This window comes from Streptococcus oralis subsp. dentisani (genome assembly GCF_002096335.1).
GTDB lineage: Bacteria > Bacillota > Bacilli > Lactobacillales > Streptococcaceae > Streptococcus > Streptococcus oralis_Z.
In genome coordinates this window covers 53,147-72,035 of record NZ_NCUW01000029.1, presented here as the reverse complement: position 1 = coordinate 72,035, position 18,889 = coordinate 53,147, and the positions used below count along the sequence as shown (strand labels likewise).

Annotated in this window: 15 protein-coding genes; 13 read left to right on the top strand and 2 right to left on the bottom strand. The window is 42.5% G+C overall.

All coding sequences use genetic code 11. The annotated features are described in order from the left end of the window. The first annotated feature begins 2 nt into the window (after positions 1-2). From dltA to B7709_RS05010, 10 genes are all read left to right on the top strand, one after another. Positions 3-1,553, top strand: coding sequence for a D-alanine--poly(phosphoribitol) ligase subunit DltA (gene dltA, locus B7709_RS05055; protein WP_084971963.1), 1,551 nt, complete (start codon positions 3-5; stop codon positions 1,551-1,553). Further along, complete coding sequence (gene dltB / locus B7709_RS05050; protein WP_061453913.1) at positions 1,550-2,794, top strand: D-alanyl-lipoteichoic acid biosynthesis protein DltB; 1,245 nt, start codon at positions 1,550-1,552, stop codon at positions 2,792-2,794. Before dltA ends, dltB begins: the two co-directional genes overlap by 4 nt. 13 nt (positions 2,795-2,807) lie before the next feature. Next, positions 2,808-3,047 (top strand): D-alanine--poly(phosphoribitol) ligase subunit DltC, encoded by a 240-nt coding sequence (gene dltC / locus B7709_RS05045; RefSeq protein WP_000351972.1) that lies wholly within the window; start codon positions 2,808-2,810, stop codon positions 3,045-3,047. Beyond that, a complete protein-coding gene (gene dltD / locus B7709_RS05040) occupies positions 3,040-4,308 on the top strand; it encodes a D-alanyl-lipoteichoic acid biosynthesis protein DltD (protein WP_084971962.1) in 1,269 nt (422 codons plus the stop codon). The genes dltC and dltD overlap by 8 nt, the downstream gene beginning before the upstream one ends. A gap of 143 nt (positions 4,309-4,451) precedes the next feature. Next, complete coding sequence (nt5e, locus tag B7709_RS05035) at positions 4,452-6,470, top strand: cell surface ecto-5'-nucleotidase Nt5e (RefSeq protein WP_084971961.1); 2,019 nt, start codon at positions 4,452-4,454, stop codon at positions 6,468-6,470. A gap of 147 nt (positions 6,471-6,617) precedes the next feature. Next, on the top strand, positions 6,618-7,058 hold the full coding sequence (adcR, locus tag B7709_RS05030) for a zinc-dependent transcriptional regulator AdcR (protein WP_001249325.1): 441 nt from the start codon (positions 6,618-6,620) through the stop codon (positions 7,056-7,058). After that, positions 7,058-7,762 (top strand): metal ABC transporter ATP-binding protein, encoded by a 705-nt coding sequence (locus B7709_RS05025; RefSeq protein WP_001269480.1) that lies wholly within the window; start codon positions 7,058-7,060, stop codon positions 7,760-7,762. The genes adcR and B7709_RS05025 overlap by 1 nt, the downstream gene beginning before the upstream one ends. Further along, positions 7,755-8,561 carry a metal ABC transporter permease gene (locus B7709_RS05020; protein WP_084971960.1) on the top strand — a complete coding sequence of 269 codons (807 nt, stop codon included), beginning with the start codon at positions 7,755-7,757 and terminating at the stop codon, positions 8,559-8,561. Before B7709_RS05025 ends, B7709_RS05020 begins: the two co-directional genes overlap by 8 nt. Before the next feature lie 9 nt (positions 8,562-8,570). Further along, positions 8,571-10,076 carry a zinc ABC transporter substrate-binding protein AdcA gene (locus B7709_RS05015; protein WP_084971959.1) on the top strand — a complete coding sequence of 502 codons (1,506 nt, stop codon included), beginning with the start codon at positions 8,571-8,573 and terminating at the stop codon, positions 10,074-10,076. 542 nt (positions 10,077-10,618) lie between these two features. After that, entirely contained in the window at positions 10,619-12,298 is a 1,680-nt protein-coding gene (locus B7709_RS05010) for an alpha-L-fucosidase (RefSeq protein ID WP_162279166.1), read from the top strand. A 36-nt stretch (positions 12,299-12,334) separates the two neighbouring features. On the opposite strand, the gene B7709_RS05005 is transcribed toward B7709_RS05010, so the two are convergent. After that, a complete protein-coding gene (locus tag B7709_RS05005; protein WP_084971957.1) occupies positions 12,335-14,422 on the bottom strand; it encodes a GH92 family glycosyl hydrolase in 2,088 nt (695 codons plus the stop codon). A 67-nt stretch (positions 14,423-14,489) separates the two neighbouring features. Then, positions 14,490-15,152, bottom strand: a complete 663-nt coding sequence (locus B7709_RS05000) for a Crp/Fnr family transcriptional regulator (protein ID WP_084971956.1) — start codon at positions 15,150-15,152, stop codon at positions 14,490-14,492. Between the two features lie 144 nt (positions 15,153-15,296). Between B7709_RS05000 and nrdI the strand changes: the two genes are divergently transcribed. From nrdI to B7709_RS04985, 3 genes are read left to right on the top strand one after another with little or no spacing between them, the layout of a single operon-like run. Then, a complete protein-coding gene (gene nrdI, locus B7709_RS04995) occupies positions 15,297-15,770 on the top strand; it encodes a class Ib ribonucleoside-diphosphate reductase assembly flavoprotein NrdI (protein ID WP_084971955.1) in 474 nt (157 codons plus the stop codon). Next, complete coding sequence (nrdE, locus tag B7709_RS04990; protein WP_084971954.1) at positions 15,757-17,931, top strand: class 1b ribonucleoside-diphosphate reductase subunit alpha; 2,175 nt, start codon at positions 15,757-15,759, stop codon at positions 17,929-17,931. Before nrdI ends, nrdE begins: the two co-directional genes overlap by 14 nt. A gap of 9 nt (positions 17,932-17,940) precedes the next feature. Then, positions 17,941-18,888 (top strand): ribonucleotide-diphosphate reductase subunit beta, encoded by a 948-nt coding sequence (locus B7709_RS04985; protein WP_084971953.1) that lies wholly within the window; start codon positions 17,941-17,943, stop codon positions 18,886-18,888. Position 18,889: the final 1 nt, after the last annotated feature.

The window sequence follows — 18,889 nt, the reverse complement described above, 5'->3', positions numbered from 1 at the left end:
CTGTGTCTAATAAACCGATAAAAGATATGATTGAAACGATTGAGCACTTTGCTCAAACACAGCCAACATATCCCGTCTACAATGTTTTGGGGCAAGAGCATACTTATGGTGATCTGAAGGTTGATTCGGATAGTTTGGCTGCAGCTATTGATCAACTTGGCTTGCCTGAGAAATCACCAGTCGTCGTTTTTGGTGGTCAAGAGTATGAAATGTTGGCAACTTTTGTAGCGCTGACTAAGTCAGGTCATGCCTACATTCCCATTGACAGCCATTCGGCCTTGGAACGAGTTTCTGCTATTGTAGAAGTAGCAGAGCCAAGCTTGATTATTGCCATTTCAGACTTTCCGTTGGAGCAGGTTTCTACACCGATGTTGAATCTAGCTCAGGTTCAAGAAGCCTTTGCTCAAGCTTCTAGCTACGAGATCACGCATCCAGTCAAGGGCGATGATAACTACTACATTATCTTTACTTCTGGTACGACTGGTAAGCCAAAGGGAGTGCAGATTTCCCATGATAATCTCCTCAGTTTTACTAACTGGATGATTACGGACAAGGAATTTGCGACGCCAAGTCGTCCACAAATGCTGGCTCAGCCACCTTATTCATTTGACCTGTCTGTCATGTACTGGGCACCAACATTGGCACTAGGTGGTACGCTTTTCGCTCTTCCTTCAGCCCTTACTCAGGATTTCAAAAAGCTCTTTGCGACGATCTTTTCATTGCCAATTGCTATCTGGACCTCAACGCCTTCCTTTGCAGATATGGCCATGTTGTCAGAAGATTTCAATAGTGAGAAAATGCCAGGCATTACGCATTTCTACTTTGATGGTGAAGAATTGACGGTCAAAACAGCTCAAAAACTGCGCGAGCGTTTCCCAAATGCCCGTATCATCAATGCTTACGGCCCAACAGAAGCGACAGTAGCCCTGTCAGCTGTTGCCGTGACGGACGAGATGTTGTCGACTCTCAAACGCCTCCCAATCGGCTATACAAAAGATGATTCTCCAACCTTTATCATTGATGAGGAAGGTAAGAAACTGCCAAATGGCGAACAAGGAGAAATCATCGTATCTGGTCCAGCTGTTTCAAAAGGCTATATGAATAATCCTGAAAAAACGGCAGAGGCCTTCTTTGAGCTCGAAGGTCTTCCAGCCTACCACACAGGGGATGTAGGAACTATGACAGATGAGGGCTTGCTTCTCTACGGTGGACGCATGGATTTCCAGATTAAGTTTAATGGTTATCGTATTGAGCTTGAAGATGTCTCTCAAAATCTCAATAAATCTCGCTATATCGAGTCGGCTGTCGCTGTCCCACGTTATAACAAGGACCACAAGGTACAAAATCTGCTGGCCTATGTCATCCTAAAGGACGGTGTGCGTGAGCAGTTTGAACGTGATATCGATATTACCAAGGCCATTAAGGAAGATCTGGCAGATATCATGATGTCCTATATGATGCCGTCTAAGTTTCTCTATCGAGACAGTTTGCCACTAACGCCTAATGGTAAGATTGACATCAAGGGCTTGATCAATGAGGTAAACAATAGATGATGGAGCTTTATAAACAGCTACCTCATTTGGAACCTTATGGCAATCTTTATTATTTTTTGTACGTGATTGCTGCGACCTTACCGATATTTATCGGGCTCTTTTTCAAGAAACGCTTTGCCTGGTATGAGGTGCTCGTTAGTCTCTTCTTTATCGTCACCATGTTGGTCGGTGGAAAGACGAATCAAATAAGCGCTCTTATCCTTTATGTTATCTGGCAAGTACTGCTTGTATTTTTCTACAAAAGGTACAGGAAACGACGGGATAGTAAATGGATATTTTACCTGGTTAGCTTTTTATCTCTATTGCCAATCGTCTTTGTGAAAATATCTCCTGCTATTCATGGACCTCAATCTTTGTTTGGCTTTTTAGGGATTTCTTACTTAACCTTTCGTGCAGTTGGGGTTATCGTTGAGTTGAGAGACGGTGTCATCAAGGATTTAACGATTTGGCAATTCTTACGTTTTCTTCTCTTTATGCCGACCTTCTCAAGTGGTCCCATTGATCGTTTTAAACGTTTCAATGAAAATTATGAGACCATTCCTGAGCGAGAAGAGTTGATGGATATGCTAGAAGATGCTGTCAAGTATATCATGCTAGGTTTTCTCTACAAGTTTATCTTGGCCCATATTCTAGGAGAGACATTATTGCCTCCGTTGAAAAATTTAGCCTTGCAGACAGGTGGTTTCTTTAATCATTATGCTTTGGCGGTGATGTATACCTTTGGTTTAGAGTTGTTCTTTGACTTTGCGGGCTACTCTATGTTTGCTTTAGCCATCTCCAATTTGATGGGGATTCATAGTCCTATCAACTTTAATAAGCCCTTTTTATCAAGGGATTTAAAGGAATTTTGGAATCGTTGGCATATGAGCCTGTCTTTCTGGTTCCGTGACTTTGTCTTTATGAGAATGGTTATGGTGTTGACCAGAAAGAAGGTCTTTAAAAATCGAAATGTGACCTCAAGTGTGGCCTATATCCTCAATATGCTGATTATGGGATTTTGGCATGGTGTGACCTGGTACTATATCGCCTATGGACTTTTTCATGGGCTTGGGCTGGTCATCAATGACGCTTGGCTTCGTAAGAAAAAAGCGCTCAATAAAGAACGGAAAAAAGCTGGGAAGGCTTCCTTACCTGAGAATCGCTGGATTCAGTTGCTTGGCATGGTTGTTACTTTCCATGTCGTGATGGTTTCATTCTTAATCTTTTCTGGATTTTTGAATGATTTATGGTTTAAAAAATAGAAGGATATAAAAAATGGATATCAAATCAGAAGTTATTGAAATTATTGATGAGTTGTTTATGGAAGATGTTTCTGACATGATGGATGAAGATCTTTTTGATGCCGGTGTCTTGGATAGCATGGGGACGGTTGAATTGATTGTTGAGATTGAAAATCGTTTTGATATTCGTGTTCCAGTGACGGAGTTCGGTCGTGATGACTGGAATACGGCTAATAAAATCGTAGAAGGTATTACGGAGTTAAAGAATGCTTAAACGCTTGTGGCTGATCTTCGGGCCCATCCTCATTGCTGGATTTTTGGTTCTTCTACTTATCTTTTTTTATCCAAGTACAACAAGCCATAATCTGACGGAGGAGAAGTACTCTGCTGCTTCCATCAGTAGGGAAAGTTTTAAAGAGAGAAGCCAAAAAGTGAGGGCCCTTACGGATCCCAATATGCGTTTTGTCCCCTTTTTAGGGTCAAGTGAATGGATTCGATTTGATAGTGTCCATCCAGCTGTTTTAGCAGAAAAATACAATCGTCCCTACCGCCCTTATTTTCTAGGTCAGGCAGGAGCGGCCTCGCTTAACCAATATTTTGGTTTGCAACAGATTCTGCCAGAGATTGAGGAAAAGCAGGCGGTGTTTGTCATCTCTCCTCAGTGGTTTACAGAGACAGATTACGAGCCCGCAGCGTTTCAGAGATTCTTTAATAGCGATCAGTTGACAGCTTTTTTGGAAAATCAATCTGGGGACATTTCGGCTAAGCATGCTGCGACGCGTTTGTTGAAGCAGAATCCGAGTGTGGCATTGAAAGGCATCCTTCAAAAGCTTTCAAAAGGAGAGGATTTGTCAGATGCTGATCGACTTATCATCAACCTCTTTGCACGATTCAATGAAAAGCAGTCCTCTCTTTTTGGTCAATTTTCCATTCAGGGGAAACTCAAGTACAAGGAACATGTAGAAAACTATTTAAAAGATCTTCCTGATCAGTTTTCCTATGACACTTTAGAAGAAATTGCCCGTAAGGATGCAGAGGCAAATACGACCAATAACGATATGGGGATGGAGAATCATTTCTACACGTATGAGGTCAAAAAAGACTTAAAAAAATGGGAAGGGTATCAAAAAAATTATAACTTCCTAAAGTCGTCTGAATACAATGATTTGCAGCTGGTTCTCAATCAATTTGCCAAATCAAAGGTTAATGTCCTCTTTGTTATCCAGCCCGTCAACAAGAAATGGATGGAATACACAGAACTCAGTGAAGAAATGTATCAGCATGCAGTGGAGAAAATTCGTTATCAGTTAGAAAGTCAAGGCTTTACCAATATTGCTGACTTTTCTACAAAAGGAGGAGAACCTTACTTTATCAAGGACACCATTCACTTGGGTTGGTTGGGTTGGTTGGCTTTTGATAAGGTTGTCAATCCCTTCTTGACGGATCCAAAACCAGCTCCAGACTACAAGATGAATGACCGCTTCTTTAGCAAGGACTGGGCGACCTATGATGGAAACATCAAAGATTTCCAATAAACCAAGATGAAAGTTTGGGATTTGAACCCAAGCTTTTTTTGTTTGAATAGCGAATGTTTTAGATGAAAATAAGTCAAAGGTTTCAAATTTTCTAGAAATATCGTATAATATAAAGGAAAAAAAGAAAAGAAAAGGATTTCAAAATGAATAAACGTTTCTTATTACCCGTCTTGTCAACAGCCCTACTGGCCCCAGCTTTTTTGGCTGGACAGGTCTATGCTGAAGAAGCAGCTGCCCCTGCAGGAAGTTCAGCAGTTGTAGCAACTCCTGCAACTCCAACAACAGAGGCGGCAACTCCCACAAGTGCTGAATCGGCGGAAGCAAAGGAAGCTCCTGTTGAATCTCCTAAAAGCGAAGAAAAAGACACCGTTATCTTACACACCAATGATGTCCATGGTCGTATCGTAGAGGAAAAGGGAGTAATTGGAGATGCTAAGCTAGCGACTATCATCGAGCAGGAACGTGCGAAATCAAATCAAACGACTCTCGTCGTAGATGCTGGAGACGCCTTCCAAGGTTTACCGATTTCCAACTCTACTAAGGGTGAAGCACGCGCTGAAATTCTCAATCAGATGCAGTATGATGCCATGGCAGTAGGAAACCATGAGTTTGACTTTGGCCTTGATGAAGTTAAAAAATACAAGGAAATCTTGAAATTCCCATTACTCAGTTCAAATACTTATGTCAACGGAGCTCGTCTTTTTGAAGCTTCTACAATCGTTGATAAAGATAAGACTGTGGAAGGTGATGAGTTTGTTGTGATTGGTGTGACAACACCTGAAACAGCTACTAAAACCCACCCTAAAAACATTAAAGGGGTAACTTTTACTGACCCAATATCAGAAGTCAATAAGGTCATTGAAGAAGTTCAAGCCAAGGCGCGTGCAGAAGGTAAGGACTACAAACACTATGTGGTGCTTGCTCATCTGGGTGTAGATACTACAACTCCAGTCGAGTGGCGTGGTTCAACCTTGGCAGAAGCCCTATCTAAAAATCCTCGTCTCAAAGGCAAACGTGTGACGGTTATTGATGGACATTCTCACACAGTAGCTTCCACAACTTATGGAGACAATGTTACCTATAACCAAACAGGAAGCTACCTTCATAATGTTGGAAAGGTTATCTACAAATCACGTCAGCTTTTGGGCAATCCAACTCAGATTGCGGCTGCTGATGCTAAAAAATTACCAGCCAATCCAACAGTTGAAAAACTAGTCAAAGACATTAAACAAAAATACGATGCTGAAAATGCTGTTGAAGTCGTTTCAAACAGCCCTGTAGAACTCAACGGAGATCGTGAAAATGTTCGGGTTCGTGAAACCAATCTTGGAAACGTCGTAGCGGACTCCCTCTATCAGTATGGTCGGACAGGATTTAGCCATCCGACTGACATCGCTGTGACAAATGGTGGTGGCTTGCGTGAAACTATTGTAAAAGGCAAACCGATTACGAAAGGGAATGTCATTGCGGTTCTTCCATTTGGAAATACCATCTCACAAATCCAAGTGACTGGGCAACAAGTCTTGGATATGTTTGAAAAATCACTCGGATCTATCTTGCAGGTCGATAAGGATGGCAAGAAGGTCTTGGATGAGAACGGGCAACCATTGTTAGAGCCAAGTGGTGGCTTCTTGCAAGTTTCAGGTGTGAAGGTCTACTATGATACCAACCTACCATCAGGGAAACGTGTCTTGGCTATCCAGGTCAAAAACCGCACGACTGGTCGTTATGATCTCCTAAACCTCGCAAAAACCTACTATCTTGCAACCAATGATTTCCTAGCTGCGGGTGGCGATGGCTACACGATGTTAGGTGGTGCGCGAGAAGAAGGTCCTTCTATGGATGCAGCCTTTGAAGAGTATCTGAAAACTGCTGATTTGACCCAGTATGAAAAGATCAATCCGAACTCACGGACGATTTCTGTGGATTCTAAAAACTTCAGTCTACCAGCAGAAACGCCTCAAACGAATGCAGCTGCTAACGATGCGACTACAAATGTGCCATTGACTTATGAGGTGGCAGGTCAATTTAGCAAGAAGGCAGTTGTCTCAGAAAAAGCTCTCCCAAATACAGGAAGTGAACAGTCCATCTTCTTACTCTTGATGGGAATGGTAGCTGGTTTGGCAGGTATCTTATCGAGCCGAAAACCAAAGCTAAAATAGGTTAAATTTCACATCTAGAAGAGTCTAGGGAAACGTTTTTACGCCTTTTTCCCTTGATTCTTTTTTTGTTTATGATATAATTAACCAGTAAAGAATCGGTGGCTATCTATGTTTTTTACGAAAAGATAGCTAGGGAAGGAGTAACATATGAGACAGCTTGCACAGGAAATCGATAACTTTTTAAACGAGGTGATCCTGAGATCTGAGAACCAGCATGAAATTCTGATTGGGCATTGCACAAGTGACGTAGCCTTGACCAATACTCAGGAACACATCCTCATGCTCTTGTCAGAAGAATCCCTAACCAACTCGGAGTTGGCCCGTCGCCTTAATGTCAGTCAGGCGGCAGTGACCAAGGCTATCAAATCTTTGGTCAAAGAGGGCATGTTAGAGACATCCAGAGATCCCAAGGATGCGCGTGTGATTTTTTATCAACTGACAGAGCTAGCTCGACCAGTAGCGGCAGAACACCACCACCACCATGAGCACACACTCTCAGCCTATGAACAAGTAGCAAATCAGTTTACTCCAAATGAACAAGAAGTCATCCAGCGGTTTTTAACTGCTTTAGTAGGAGAAATCAAATAATGCGGTATATTACAGTAGAGGACTTGTCTTTCTATTATGACAAAGAACCTGTCCTCGAGCACATCAACTACAGTGTTGATAGTGGGGAGTTTGTCACCCTGACTGGTGAAAATGGAGCTGCCAAGACGACGCTGATCAAGGCTAGTCTAGGCATCTTGCAGCCAAGATTTGGCAAGGTAACCATCTCAAAGACAAACACTCATGGGAAAAAGCTTAGGATAGCTTATCTTCCCCAGCAGATTGCCAGTTTTAATGCTGGTTTTCCAAGTACGGTTTATGAATTTGTCAAGTCGGGTCGCTATCCGAGAAAGGGCTGGTTCCGTCGTTTGAATGCCCACGATGAGGAGCATATCAAGGCCAGTCTAGACTCAGTTGGTATGTGGGAACACCGTGACAAACGAATTGGCTCCCTCTCTGGTGGACAAAAACAACGGGCAGTTATTGCACGGATGTTTGCTTCTGACCCAGATATCTTTGTCTTGGATGAGCCGACGACAGGGATGGATGCGGGGAGCAAAAATGAATTTTACGAACTCATGCACCACAGTGCTCACCATCATGGCAAGGCCGTCTTGATGATTACGCATGATCCTGAGGAGGTCAAGGCCTACGCAGACCGCAATATTCACCTAGTGCGTAACCAAGACTCACCGTGGCGTTGTTTCAACGTTCACGAGAGCGATCAGGAGGTGGACCATGCTTAGTTTACTATCTTATGACTTCATGCAGCGGGCCTTTCTGGCTGTCATTGCTATGAGTCTTTTCTCGCCAGTCCTTGGGACCTTCCTTATCTTACGTCGTCAGAGTCTCATGAGTGATACACTGAGCCACGTGTCGCTATCTGGTGTAGCCTTTGGTCTAGTTTTGGGAATTTCTCCAACTATTTCGACCATTGTCATTGTCTTGATCGCAGCGATTTTTCTGGAGTATCTCCGTACGGTTTACAAGAATTTTATGGAAATCGGGACTGCCATCCTCATGTCAACAGGGCTTGCAGTCTCCCTTATCGTGATGAGTAAGGGGAAAAGTTCGAGTTCTATGAGTCTGGATCAATACCTCTTTGGTTCGATTGTGACCATTAGCCAGGAGCAGGTCATTGCCCTCTTTGTCATTGCTGCAGTCGTTTTGCTCTTGACTTTCTTATTTTTGCGACCAATGTATATCCTGACTTTTGATGAGGACACGGCTTTTGTAGATGGCTTACCTGTCCGCACTATGTCTATCCTCTTTAACATGGTGACAGGGGTGGCCATTGCCCTTATGATTCCTGCTGCAGGGGCACTTTTGGTATCGACGATTATGGTCTTGCCAGCTAGTATTGCCCTTCGTCTGGGGAAAAACTTCAAATCCGTTATGTTGCTAGCTAGCGGTATTGGCTTTTTGGGAATGGTAGCGGGACTTTATATTTCCTACTATGCAGAAACACCTGCTAGCGCTAGTATCACCATTATCTTTGTAGCTGTCTTTTTGTTAGTCAGTTTATTGAAACGTTTTATCAAATAGGAGAATAAAATGAAAAAACTTAGCTTACTACTAGCTAGTCTATGTACCCTGTTTTTAGTGGCTTGTTCCAATCAAAAACAGGCAGATGGGAAGCTAAATATCGTGACAACCTTTTACCCTGTCTACGAATTTACCAAGCAAGTTGCGGGAGATACTGCTAATGTAGAACTCTTAATCGGCGCTGGGACAGAACCCCACGACTATGAGCCATCTGCCAAGGCAGTTGCCAAAATCCAAGATGCAGATACCTTTGTCTATGAAAATGAAAACATGGAAACCTGGGTTCCCAAATTGCTAGAATCCTTGGATAAGAAAAAAGTGAAAACCATCAAGGCGACAGGTGATATGTTGCTCCTGCCAGGAGGTGATGAAGAAGAGGAAGGCCATGATCACGGTGGTGAAGGTCACCATCATGACTACGATCCCCATGTTTGGTTATCACCAGTCCGTGCCATTAAGCTAGTAGAGCATATCCGAGACAGCTTGTCAGCAGATTATCCTGAAAAAAAAGAGACCTTTGAGAAGAATGCTGCTGCCTATATCGAAAAATTACAAGCTTTGGACAAGGCCTACACAGATGGCTTGTCTCAAGCTAAACAAAAGAGTTTTGTGACCCAGCATGCTGCCTTTAACTACCTTGCCTTGGACTACGGCCTCAAGCAAGTATCGATCTCAGGTCTCTCACCAGATGCAGAACCATCAGCTGCTCGTTTGGCAGAATTGACGGAGTATATCAAGAAAAACAAGATTTCTTATATCTACTTTGAAGAAAATGCCTCTCAAGCTCTTGCCAATACACTCTCAAAAGAAACGGGTGTCAAACTAGATGTGCTCAATCCGCTAGAAAGTCTGACAGAGGAAGCGACAAAGGCTGGTGAGAACTATATCTCTGTGATGGAGAAAAACCTCAAGGCTCTCAAGCAGACAACAGACCAAGAAGGACCAGAAATCGAGCCAGAGAAGGAAGAAAGCACCAAGACAGTTCATAACGGTTACTTTGAGGATGCAGATGTCAAAGACCGCACCTTGAGTGACTATGCTGGTAGCTGGCAGTCGGTCTATCCTTTTCTTGAGAATGGGACCTTTGATCAAGTCTTTGACTACAAGGCTAAGTTGACTGGCAAGATGACCAAAGATGAGTACAAGGCCTACTATCGGAAAGGTTATCAGACAGATGTGACTAAGATAAACATCACGGATAACACCATGGAGTTTGTTCAAGCTGGCCAAAGCAAGAAATTCACCTACAAGTACGTCGGCAAGAAAATCTTGACTTATAAGAAAGGCAATCGTGGCGTGCGCTTTCTCTTTGAAGCGACCGATGCGGATGCTGGACAGTTCAAGTATGTTCAGTTTAGCGACCACAATATCGCTCCAGTTAAGGCAGAACATTTCCATATCTTCTTTGGAGGCATCAGCCAAGAAGCACTCTTTGAAGAAATGGATAACTGGCCAACCTACTACCCAGATAACTTATCTGGTCAAGAAATCGCCCAAGAAATGTTGGCGCATTGATGCAAGAGAAGATCCCGCAAATTTGCGGGATTTTTTGATTGAAACGATTATCTGAGTAGGTTGCGGGCGGTATAGTACTACAGCTGTGCTGTTCGCAATGTGATAAAGCTGTCATTCATTACTTAGTAGACTTTGGGTGATTCTAACTAACTGGCGAATGCAAAAGTTACGATTGTACAAATTATAGAATCTTTTCAGGGGATTTAGGAAGGAATCTTAGTCATATTGACGCTGCTATTACTTTTTGTTATAGTCAAGGAGAGGGCAGTCTAGAACAATAGTTTATTCACAAGCTGTGGATAAGTCGGAGGAAGAATGATATACAACTTTGAGTGTTGAAGTATCCTGCTAATAGTCTCCTATACTAGTGACTTTTTAGAAAGGTAGTAGAAACCCTAGCGCAGAGCTATTTAAAAAAGGCATGTCTAGGGTGAAAGCTTCCAAGTCCAAGAGTTGGCTTCTGTAAAAGCTAGTTTTTAGGCATGTTTTCCTATCCACAACTTGTGGATAACTTTGTGAACAAGAGAAAGAGATATGAGATGATGACGAACATAAAACCACATGGGCCATTACCAAGTCAGGCGCAGCTGTCTTATTTAGAGGATGAACTAGCTGCCTTTATCCATTTTGGCCCCAATACCTTTTATGACCAAGAATGGGGGACAGGTCAGGAGGAGCCTGAACGCTTTAATCCGACTCAGTTGGATGCGCGTGAGTGGGTTCGAGTACTCAAAGAAACAGGTTTTAAAAAGCTAATTTTGGTGGTCAAGCACCACGATGGTTTTGTCCTCTATCCGACAGAACATACAGATTATTCGGTCAAGGCTAGCCCTTGGAGGGATGGAAAGGGGGACTTGCTCCTTGAGGTTTCCCAAGCTGCAACTGAGTTTGACATGGATATGGGAGTGTATTTGTCTCCTTGGGATGCCCATAGTCCCCACTATCATGTGGACCGAGAAGCAGACTACAATGCCTATTATCTGGCTCAGTTGAGGGAAATCTTATCAAATCCTCAATATGGGAATGCTGGTAAGTTCGCTGAGGTTTGGATGGATGGTGCACGAGGAGAAGGGGCCCAGCAGGTCAACTATGAGTTTGAGACTTGGTTTGAAACTATTCATGACCTACAAGGGGATTGTTTGATATTCTCAACAGAGGGAACTAGTATTCGTTGGATTGGCAATGAACGGGGCTATGCAGGGGATCCCTTGTGGCAAAAGGTGAAACCAGACCAGCTGGGGACAGAGACTGCATTAGATTACCTACAGCACGGTGATCCCTTAGGTACGCTGTTTTCAATCGGTGAGGCAGATGTTTCCCTTCGCCCGGGTTGGTTTTACCATGAGGATCAGGATCCCAAGTCTCTCGAGGAATTGGTCGAAATCTACTTTCACTCAGTAGGGCGGGGAACACCTCTCTTGCTCAATATTCCGCCAAACCAAGATGGGCTCTTTGATGAAAAAGATATCCAGCGACTGTATGAATTTAGAGCCTACCGTGACGCACTCTATAGAGAAGATTTGGCTTTGGGAGCCAAGGTATCTGTCCCTGCTCTATCCCTAGACTATGCCTGTCAATATCTGACAGATGGACTGGAAACTAGTTTATGGGCAAGTAATGCAGAGTTGCCAATCCAATTAGAGCTCGATTTAGGATCACCTAAAACTTTTGATGTGATTGAGTTAAGAGAAGATTTGAAGTTGGGGCAACGCATCGCTGCTTTCCATGTTCAGGTAGAGTTGGATGGTGTCTGGCAGGAGTTTGGATCTGGTTATACTGTTGGCCACAAACGTCTCTTACGAGGATCGGTCGTTGAGGTGCAGAAGATACGTGTGACCATTACAGAGGCACAGGCTTTGCCTTTGTTGACCAAAATTTCACTCTATAAAACACCTACCTTGTCTAGAAAAGAAGCTATTCATCAAATAGAGTTCTCAGAAAAAAGTCTGGCTGTGACCAAGGGAGAAAATGCCTATTTTACAGTTAAGCGCAGAGAATGTAGTGGCCCTTTAGAAGCTAAGATTTCAATTCAACCGGGGACGGGTGTGCATGGTGTCGCTTATCAGGATGAGATTCATGTCCTTGCGTTTCAAGCTGGTGAGACTGAAAAAAGGCTGACGCTACCAACCTTGTATTTTGCAGGAGATAAAACCTTGGATTTCTATCTGAACCTAACGGTGGGTGGTCAGCTTGTGGATCAACTTCAAGTCCAAGTTTCATAAAAGAAGAACCTTTGCGCCATGCAAAGGTTCTTTTGGTTATGAGTGATTTGGTAGCCAGCTGAGGGTGAAGGTTAGTTGCTCAGCTTTCAAGAGGTCTTGGTGTTGGATGCTAGATACAGGGGTCTTGTCCAAGTGACACTCTTTGACAAAGTTGAAATGGCTGTAGTTTTGCTCGGCATGGATATCCAGCCATTTATTTTCCTTAGCCAGGTAGATACGGAGGTGGCCAAAGAGAGGGATTCCGAGATCGTAGCTGGGCTTGCCCGGACAGGTCGGATAAAAACCAAGAGCTGACCAGATGTACCAAGCCGAGAGACTGCCATTGTCCTCATCGCCAGGATAGGCTTGCCAGCTTGGGTGAAAGGCTTTCTGACGCAGGGTCTTGATGAGAAGGGCAGTGTAGTCGGGGTAGTCACTGTAGCGGAAGAGATAAGGGATGTGGAAGCTAGGCTGGTTGGAAATGGCGATTTGCCCAAAAGGAGCGGTAGCCATCTCGCTCATTTCATGAATCTCGTAACCATAGCCTGTCGTCTCAAAGAGAGGAGCGTCCTGACAGGTTTTCAAAAGATAGTTGCTAAAGGTTTCTTTTCCACCCATGAGCTTGCGCAAACCTGAGATGTCATGGAGGACGCCTAAAGTCGCTTGAATGGCAGAGCATTCGGCGTAGTCGCGTCCCCAACTATAAGGAGAGAAGTCAGGGCGGAAGTTTCCTTGACTGTCTCGCGCTCGCATGTAGCCTGTCTCAGCGTCAAATAGATGGCGGTAATTTTGTGACGTAGCCTTGTAAGTTTCAGCAATGCTATTCTGACCAAGTTTCTCGGCACAGTTGGCGATACAAAAGTCACTATAGGCGTAGTCTAAGGTATGGCTGACGCTTTCGTGGTGGTCGGTAGAGAGGTAGCCTAGTTCTTGGTATTGGGCTAGTCCGTGGCGACCATTGATGCCGAGAGGGTCGGACTTGCTGGCTGTTTCAAGCATGGCTTGGAGCAGTTCTGCTTCTAGGTCAGGGGCCATGTCCTTGCAGGCGCTATCTGCGATAATGCCATCTAGCAGGGTACCGGGCATCATGCCACGTTCATCTGGAGCTAGCCATTTTGGAAGGAATCCAGTATCGCGGTAGCTATTGAGGAAACCTTCTAGAAAGCGGTGATAGTGTTCCGGTATGATAAGGGCAAAGAGGGGGAAGGTAGTGCGGAAGGTATCCCAGAAACCATTGTTGCTAAAGAGGACACCGGGCTTGACAGTACCAGTAGACAAATCCATGTGGATGGCCTGCCCTGACTCGTTCACCTCATAAAATGTCTGTGGGAAGAGGAAGAGTCTGTAGAGGCAGTGGTCAAAGAGGGTTCGGTCAGCCTCTCCTGCCTCAAGTACATCAAAACGATGGAGGAGATCTTCCCAGTCCGCTTGTGCACTTACTTTACAGCTATCAAAGTTCTTTTGAGGTAGATTAAGCAGCGCTTGAGAAGGAGAAATAAAAGAAGTCGCTAATTGGATCTCAGCATGACTGTCTGCGAGGTCAATTCGCCAGTCTCCGCTCTCTTGGTTGACAGCAAGAATATCCGTATTCATTTGTAGGGCGGTGAAGAGTATCAGTGGATTTTTATTGGTCTCTGTTTTGCCTTCTTGTCTTAGGGCCAGAGTCTGCTTATCTACTTGCTTTACTGTCAGTTTATCTGCTGCGTGAAGATAGAGGGAGAGAGCCTTTCCTTGCTTTTGCTCTAAACGAATAGAAGCACCGTAGCAAGTCGGTGTGAGCTGGGTTTCAATCTGATAGCGCAGAGAAAAGAGTTTCAAATGGTGAGGCTGGAAGCAAGCTTTATCTATATCATAAGAAGACTGGCGGTGAAAGAGACTGTCTCCCCCAAGCTTGCCTGTGACGGGTGTTAAGAGCAACCAAGAATAATCACCAATCCAAGGGCTGGGCTGGTGGGTTAATCGAATTCCCTGAAAGATGGGCAGATGCGGATCGAAAAACCAAGCTCCCTCCTGGTCACTGGTCTGGGGCACAAAATAATTCATCCCAAAAGGCACGCCTGTATAAGGCAGGGTATTTCCCCGAGAGAAGGCCTGCTTGCTAGCAGTACCAAAGCGGGTATCGATAGTTTCAAGTAGTGGTTTCATGATTATCTCTTTGTAAACGTTTTATATTTTATATAGTATAACATGAAATGAACAAAAAAGCTTCAGATCAATATAAATTCCTTAAAGCTTGATCATCTATGATATGAATGGTACGACGAACTTTTCGAATATAGTGATGTTCTTCAAAAATCTTAAATTTTCGCGAAATAGTTTCGGGCCTCGTTCCAAGGTAACTGGCAAGTTCCTTTTCTGAAATTGGCAAAGTGAAGGTGAGTTTAGGATTGTTACTTTTTCCGGTAAGGTGAATAAGATAGCAAGCAAGGCGTTGTTCTATTTTTTCAAAGGCTAATAAGGTGACTTGTTCTTCTGTATGAATTGCTTTTCTGGCATTAAGACGTAGAAGTTGCCAACTAAAATGTGGAAAACTCTGGAGAAGGTATTGAAAATCCTTTTTATGAATGACACAGATTTCTGTAGAGACCAAGGCTTCCCCGTAGAGATCCTGATTATTCTCTCCAAAGAGATAGTTTTCTCCTTCGTAATTTCCTTTTCCAACGATACGGATATATTGTTCGATTCCATCATTAGTCAGACGATAGACCTTAAATTGTCCTCTATTAACAATGATTAAAGTTTCTTCGTCAAAGGGTGAGAAAATCAACTCGCCCTTTTTAAATTTCTTATGGTGAAACAGACTATGAATGCCCTGAAGTTCATCATATGATAGTGTGCTAAAAAGAGGGACTGTATAAAAGCATGGTTGGGACATAGAAACTCCTAATTTTGAATAAATTTATAGAAACTTGACGAATATCAATTTTTTTATCATTTAGATACAGTAAAATAAAAAACACAATATATAGAGTTTGTTGTTTTGCAAAACACAATATATTGTATCAAAAAAGGAGAAGTCATGCAAAGAATTAGATTTTATTATATTAGTTTAAGTGGGAATACGAGTTCCTTTGTCCAGCGGATCAGTCAATATATAAAAGCGACGTATCATAGAGAAGTTGAGTCTTTGAATGTAAAAGATTTAAAAGGGGAGGCAATCACAGTAGATGGTCCCTTTGTCAGTTTTTTACCAACTTATCTAGAGGGAGGAAATGGAATTGATACTGGTTTCCAAGAAATTCTGACGGGAAATCTTCGAAAATTTTTAGAGTATCAAGGAAATTTTCGTTATTGTCTAGGAATTATTGGGAGTGGTAATCGAAATTTCAATAAGCAATTCTGTCTAACGGCTTTTCAATATGCAGATCAGTTTGGCTTTCCTGTTATAGATGTTTTTGAATTACGCGGGACAGATGAAGATGTAGAGAGGATCTCCAAACATATTTTAGCTAGTTTTGAGAAAGCGGAGGAAAAAATAGATGTCAGCTACTAAGGATTATTTTGTTTTGAACAATATGGTGAACATTCCAATTGATGGTGAAATTCCTCTTTACTATGATAGAGAGGCCTTAACAGACTATTTAAAGAATGAAATTGAACCTCATACGATGCATTTTTCAAGTCTGAAAGAACGTCTCCAGTATTTAATTCAAGAGGATTATGTGGATGAAGAGGTTGTGGGCTTGTACCGTGGAGAGTCTGGTGAGATTGATAGTGATTTTTTAGAGGGCTTATATCAAAAAATCAAAGAACATGATTTTACCTTTAAGAGTTTTATGGGAGCTTATAAATTTTATAATCAATATGCACTAAAGACTGATGATTCAAAGACCTATTTGGAATCGTTTGAGGATCGGGTGTTCCTTAATGCCCTCTATCTAGGAAATGGCGATCAGAACCTGGCGACAAAAATTGCGGAGGAAATGATTACCCAACGGTACCAACCAGCGACCCCCACATTCTTAAATGCAGGAAAAAAACGGCGTGGTGAGATGGTTTCTTGTTTTCTAATAGATCTCGATGACTCTATGTTATCTATCGGACGTGGGGTCAACTCTGCTTTGCAACTTTCTAGGCTTGGTGGTGGGGTTGGAGTGAATTTATCGAACCTACGTGCGAGTGGTTCTCCTATAAAAGGAATTGAACATGCTTCTTCGGGAGTACTTCCTGTAATGAAACTACTAGAAGACTCTTTCAGCTATAGCAATCAGCTAGGACAGAGAAATGGGGCAGGGGTCGTTTACTTGAATGTTTTTCATCAGGATATTCTCTCCTTTTTATCGACAAAGAAGGAGAATGCAGATGAAAAAATTCGTGTTAAAACCCTCTCTCTGGGGTTGGTCGTTCCGGATAAGTATTACGAGCTGATTAAAACAAATCACCCCATGTATCTGTTTAATCCTTATCATGTTGAAAAAGTCTATGGAAAACCTTTTTCGTACGTAGATATCACGGCTGAATACGACCGATTGGTTGCAAATCCAGCTATTGAAAAGACAGTTGTTCAAGCGAGAGAATTGGAACAGGAAATTTCCCGCTTGCAACAAGAGTCTGGCTATCCTTATATTCTAAATATCGATGTCGCTAATCGCGCGAATCCCGTCAAAGGGAAAATCATTATGAGTAATCTTTGTTCAGAGATTTTGCAACCACAGACTCCATCCGTATTGAATGATGATTTGTCCTATCATGAGGTGGGAACGGATATTAGTTGTAACCTTGGCTCAACTAATATTGTTAATTTACTAAAATCTGAAGATTTTGCTGCCTCTGTTGATACAATGGTTCGTGCCTTAACGACTGTTACGGATCTAGAGTCTGTTGAAGAAGTGCCTACAGTAAATAAGGGAAATCGTCTCTACCATACGATAGGACTGGGAGCGATGGGATTACACACAGCTTTTGCTTTGCACCAAATCAAGTATGGTTCAAAAGAATCTCTAGAATTTACAGAAGCTTACTTCTTGGCATTGAATTATTATTCTTTAGTATCCAGCAATAGAATCGCAAGAGAGCGGCATGAGACATTTTATGAATTTGCGGATTCGAGCTATGCCGATGGAAGTTACTTTTCACCATATGTAGAGCAGGATTTTGTATTTAGATTTCCTAAGATAGCAGCCATTTTTAAGGATATTCCTATTCCAACGAAAGAAGATTGGAAGGTACTAAGGGAGAAGGTCATGAAAGATGGTCTCTACCATCGAAATCGTTTAGCAGTGGCGCCTAATGGTTCTATTTCTTATATCAACGAAACGAGCGCTTCTCTTCACCCAATTACTCAGTTGGTAGAAAATCGGCAGGAAAAGAAGGTGGGATCGATCTTTTATCCCGCTCCGTATCTGTCCAATGATACCTTACCATTTTATGAGACTGCTTATAACATGGATCAGCGTAAAATTATTGATGTGTATGCAGTCGCACAAAAACACATTGATCAGGGAATGAGTCTGACTCTCTTTATGCGTTCTCAATTACCTGAGGGACTATATGAATGGAAAACTAAGGAAAATACAATGCTAACGACACGTGACTTGAATCGCCTTCGGAATTACGCATGGCGAAAAGGGATAAAATCACTTTATTATGTTAGAACCTATACAGAGGATGATGAATTTAGCAGTGTAAATAGCTGTGAATCTTGTATGATTTAAGGAGAGAAGATGTCAAAAAAATTTCTATACTACAAAGCAATCAACTGGAATGAGATTGAGGATGAATTGGATAACGCTACGTGGGAGAGGGCGACATCGTTATTTTGGTTAGACAATCGAATTCCAATTGAAAATGATAAACCTGCTTTTAACCGTTTGTCGGTAGAAGAGAAGCAAGAATTAAATCGTTCGCTGATCTTTCTTGCGAATTTATCAACTTACCAGTCGCTAGAGGCAGAGGAGTTTATACGGCATAGTGAACGCTCACAACAGGAGGTTGCCATTGTAAACAATCTTCAGTTCACTGAAATGGTAAGTACCAAGGCTTATAATACTATTTTATACTCCTTTAATGAGGACGAACAGGAGGTGGCATCCTTATTTGAGTGGGTAGATCAACATAAATTAGTAGTAGAGCGACTAGAAAGAATCGACACGGTATATCATAGTAAAAATGCGATTCAGAAGCGCTTTATGGCTACTTGTGTTGAAGGAATCATGACGTATAGTCAACTTGCCTTTTTGATGAAATTGTGGATTCAAAAGGGCTTTACTAATCTTGGCGAAATGGTGAAAATGATTCTCTTGAATGAGTCATTGCATTGTGACTATCTGATACATAAAGTCAATCTTCTTTTGGCAAGAATGGATAGAGCTGACCAAATCTCATTTCAAACCTGGGCTGTTGAAATGATTGATAGAATCTTAGAAACAGAGGGGAAGATTATTTGTGAACTTTATGTAGATGCTGACATTCAAAAATTGACGCGGAACCTTGTACAAAGAGAAGCCAATCGTTTGTTAGAGAGTATCGGTGTCGAAGAGAGGTACCCAGTTGATAGGGAAATTCTCTCTGCGCTTGATCGAGTATTGAACAGACTGAGAAAGCACGAGCTTCTCGGGCAGATGTCTATTCATAGGATAGAAGAATCACGTGATGATGACTATGATTTTTGAG

Coding starts and splice junctions, on each gene's coding strand:
- nt5e (WP_084971961.1), top strand. CDS start 4,452: ATGAATAAACGTTTCTTATTACCCGTCTTGTCAACAGCCCTACTGGCC.
- B7709_RS05005 (WP_084971957.1), bottom strand. CDS start 14,422: ATGAAACCACTACTTGAAACTATCGATACCCGCTTTGGTACTGCTAGC.
- nrdE (WP_084971954.1), top strand. CDS start 15,757: ATGTCAGCTACTAAGGATTATTTTGTTTTGAACAATATGGTGAACATT.
- nrdI (WP_084971955.1), top strand. CDS start 15,297: ATGCAAAGAATTAGATTTTATTATATTAGTTTAAGTGGGAATACGAGT.
- dltB (WP_061453913.1), top strand. CDS start 1,550: ATGATGGAGCTTTATAAACAGCTACCTCATTTGGAACCTTATGGCAAT.
- B7709_RS04985 (WP_084971953.1), top strand. CDS start 17,941: ATGTCAAAAAAATTTCTATACTACAAAGCAATCAACTGGAATGAGATT.
- B7709_RS05020 (WP_084971960.1), top strand. CDS start 7,755: ATGCTTAGTTTACTATCTTATGACTTCATGCAGCGGGCCTTTCTGGCT.
- B7709_RS05025 (WP_001269480.1), top strand. CDS start 7,058: ATGCGGTATATTACAGTAGAGGACTTGTCTTTCTATTATGACAAAGAA.
- dltD (WP_084971962.1), top strand. CDS start 3,040: ATGCTTAAACGCTTGTGGCTGATCTTCGGGCCCATCCTCATTGCTGGA.
- B7709_RS05000 (WP_084971956.1), bottom strand. CDS start 15,152: ATGTCCCAACCATGCTTTTATACAGTCCCTCTTTTTAGCACACTATCA.
- adcR (WP_001249325.1), top strand. CDS start 6,618: ATGAGACAGCTTGCACAGGAAATCGATAACTTTTTAAACGAGGTGATC.
- dltC (WP_000351972.1), top strand. CDS start 2,808: ATGGATATCAAATCAGAAGTTATTGAAATTATTGATGAGTTGTTTATG.
- B7709_RS05015 (WP_084971959.1), top strand. CDS start 8,571: ATGAAAAAACTTAGCTTACTACTAGCTAGTCTATGTACCCTGTTTTTA.
- B7709_RS05010 (WP_162279166.1), top strand. CDS start 10,619: ATGACGAACATAAAACCACATGGGCCATTACCAAGTCAGGCGCAGCTG.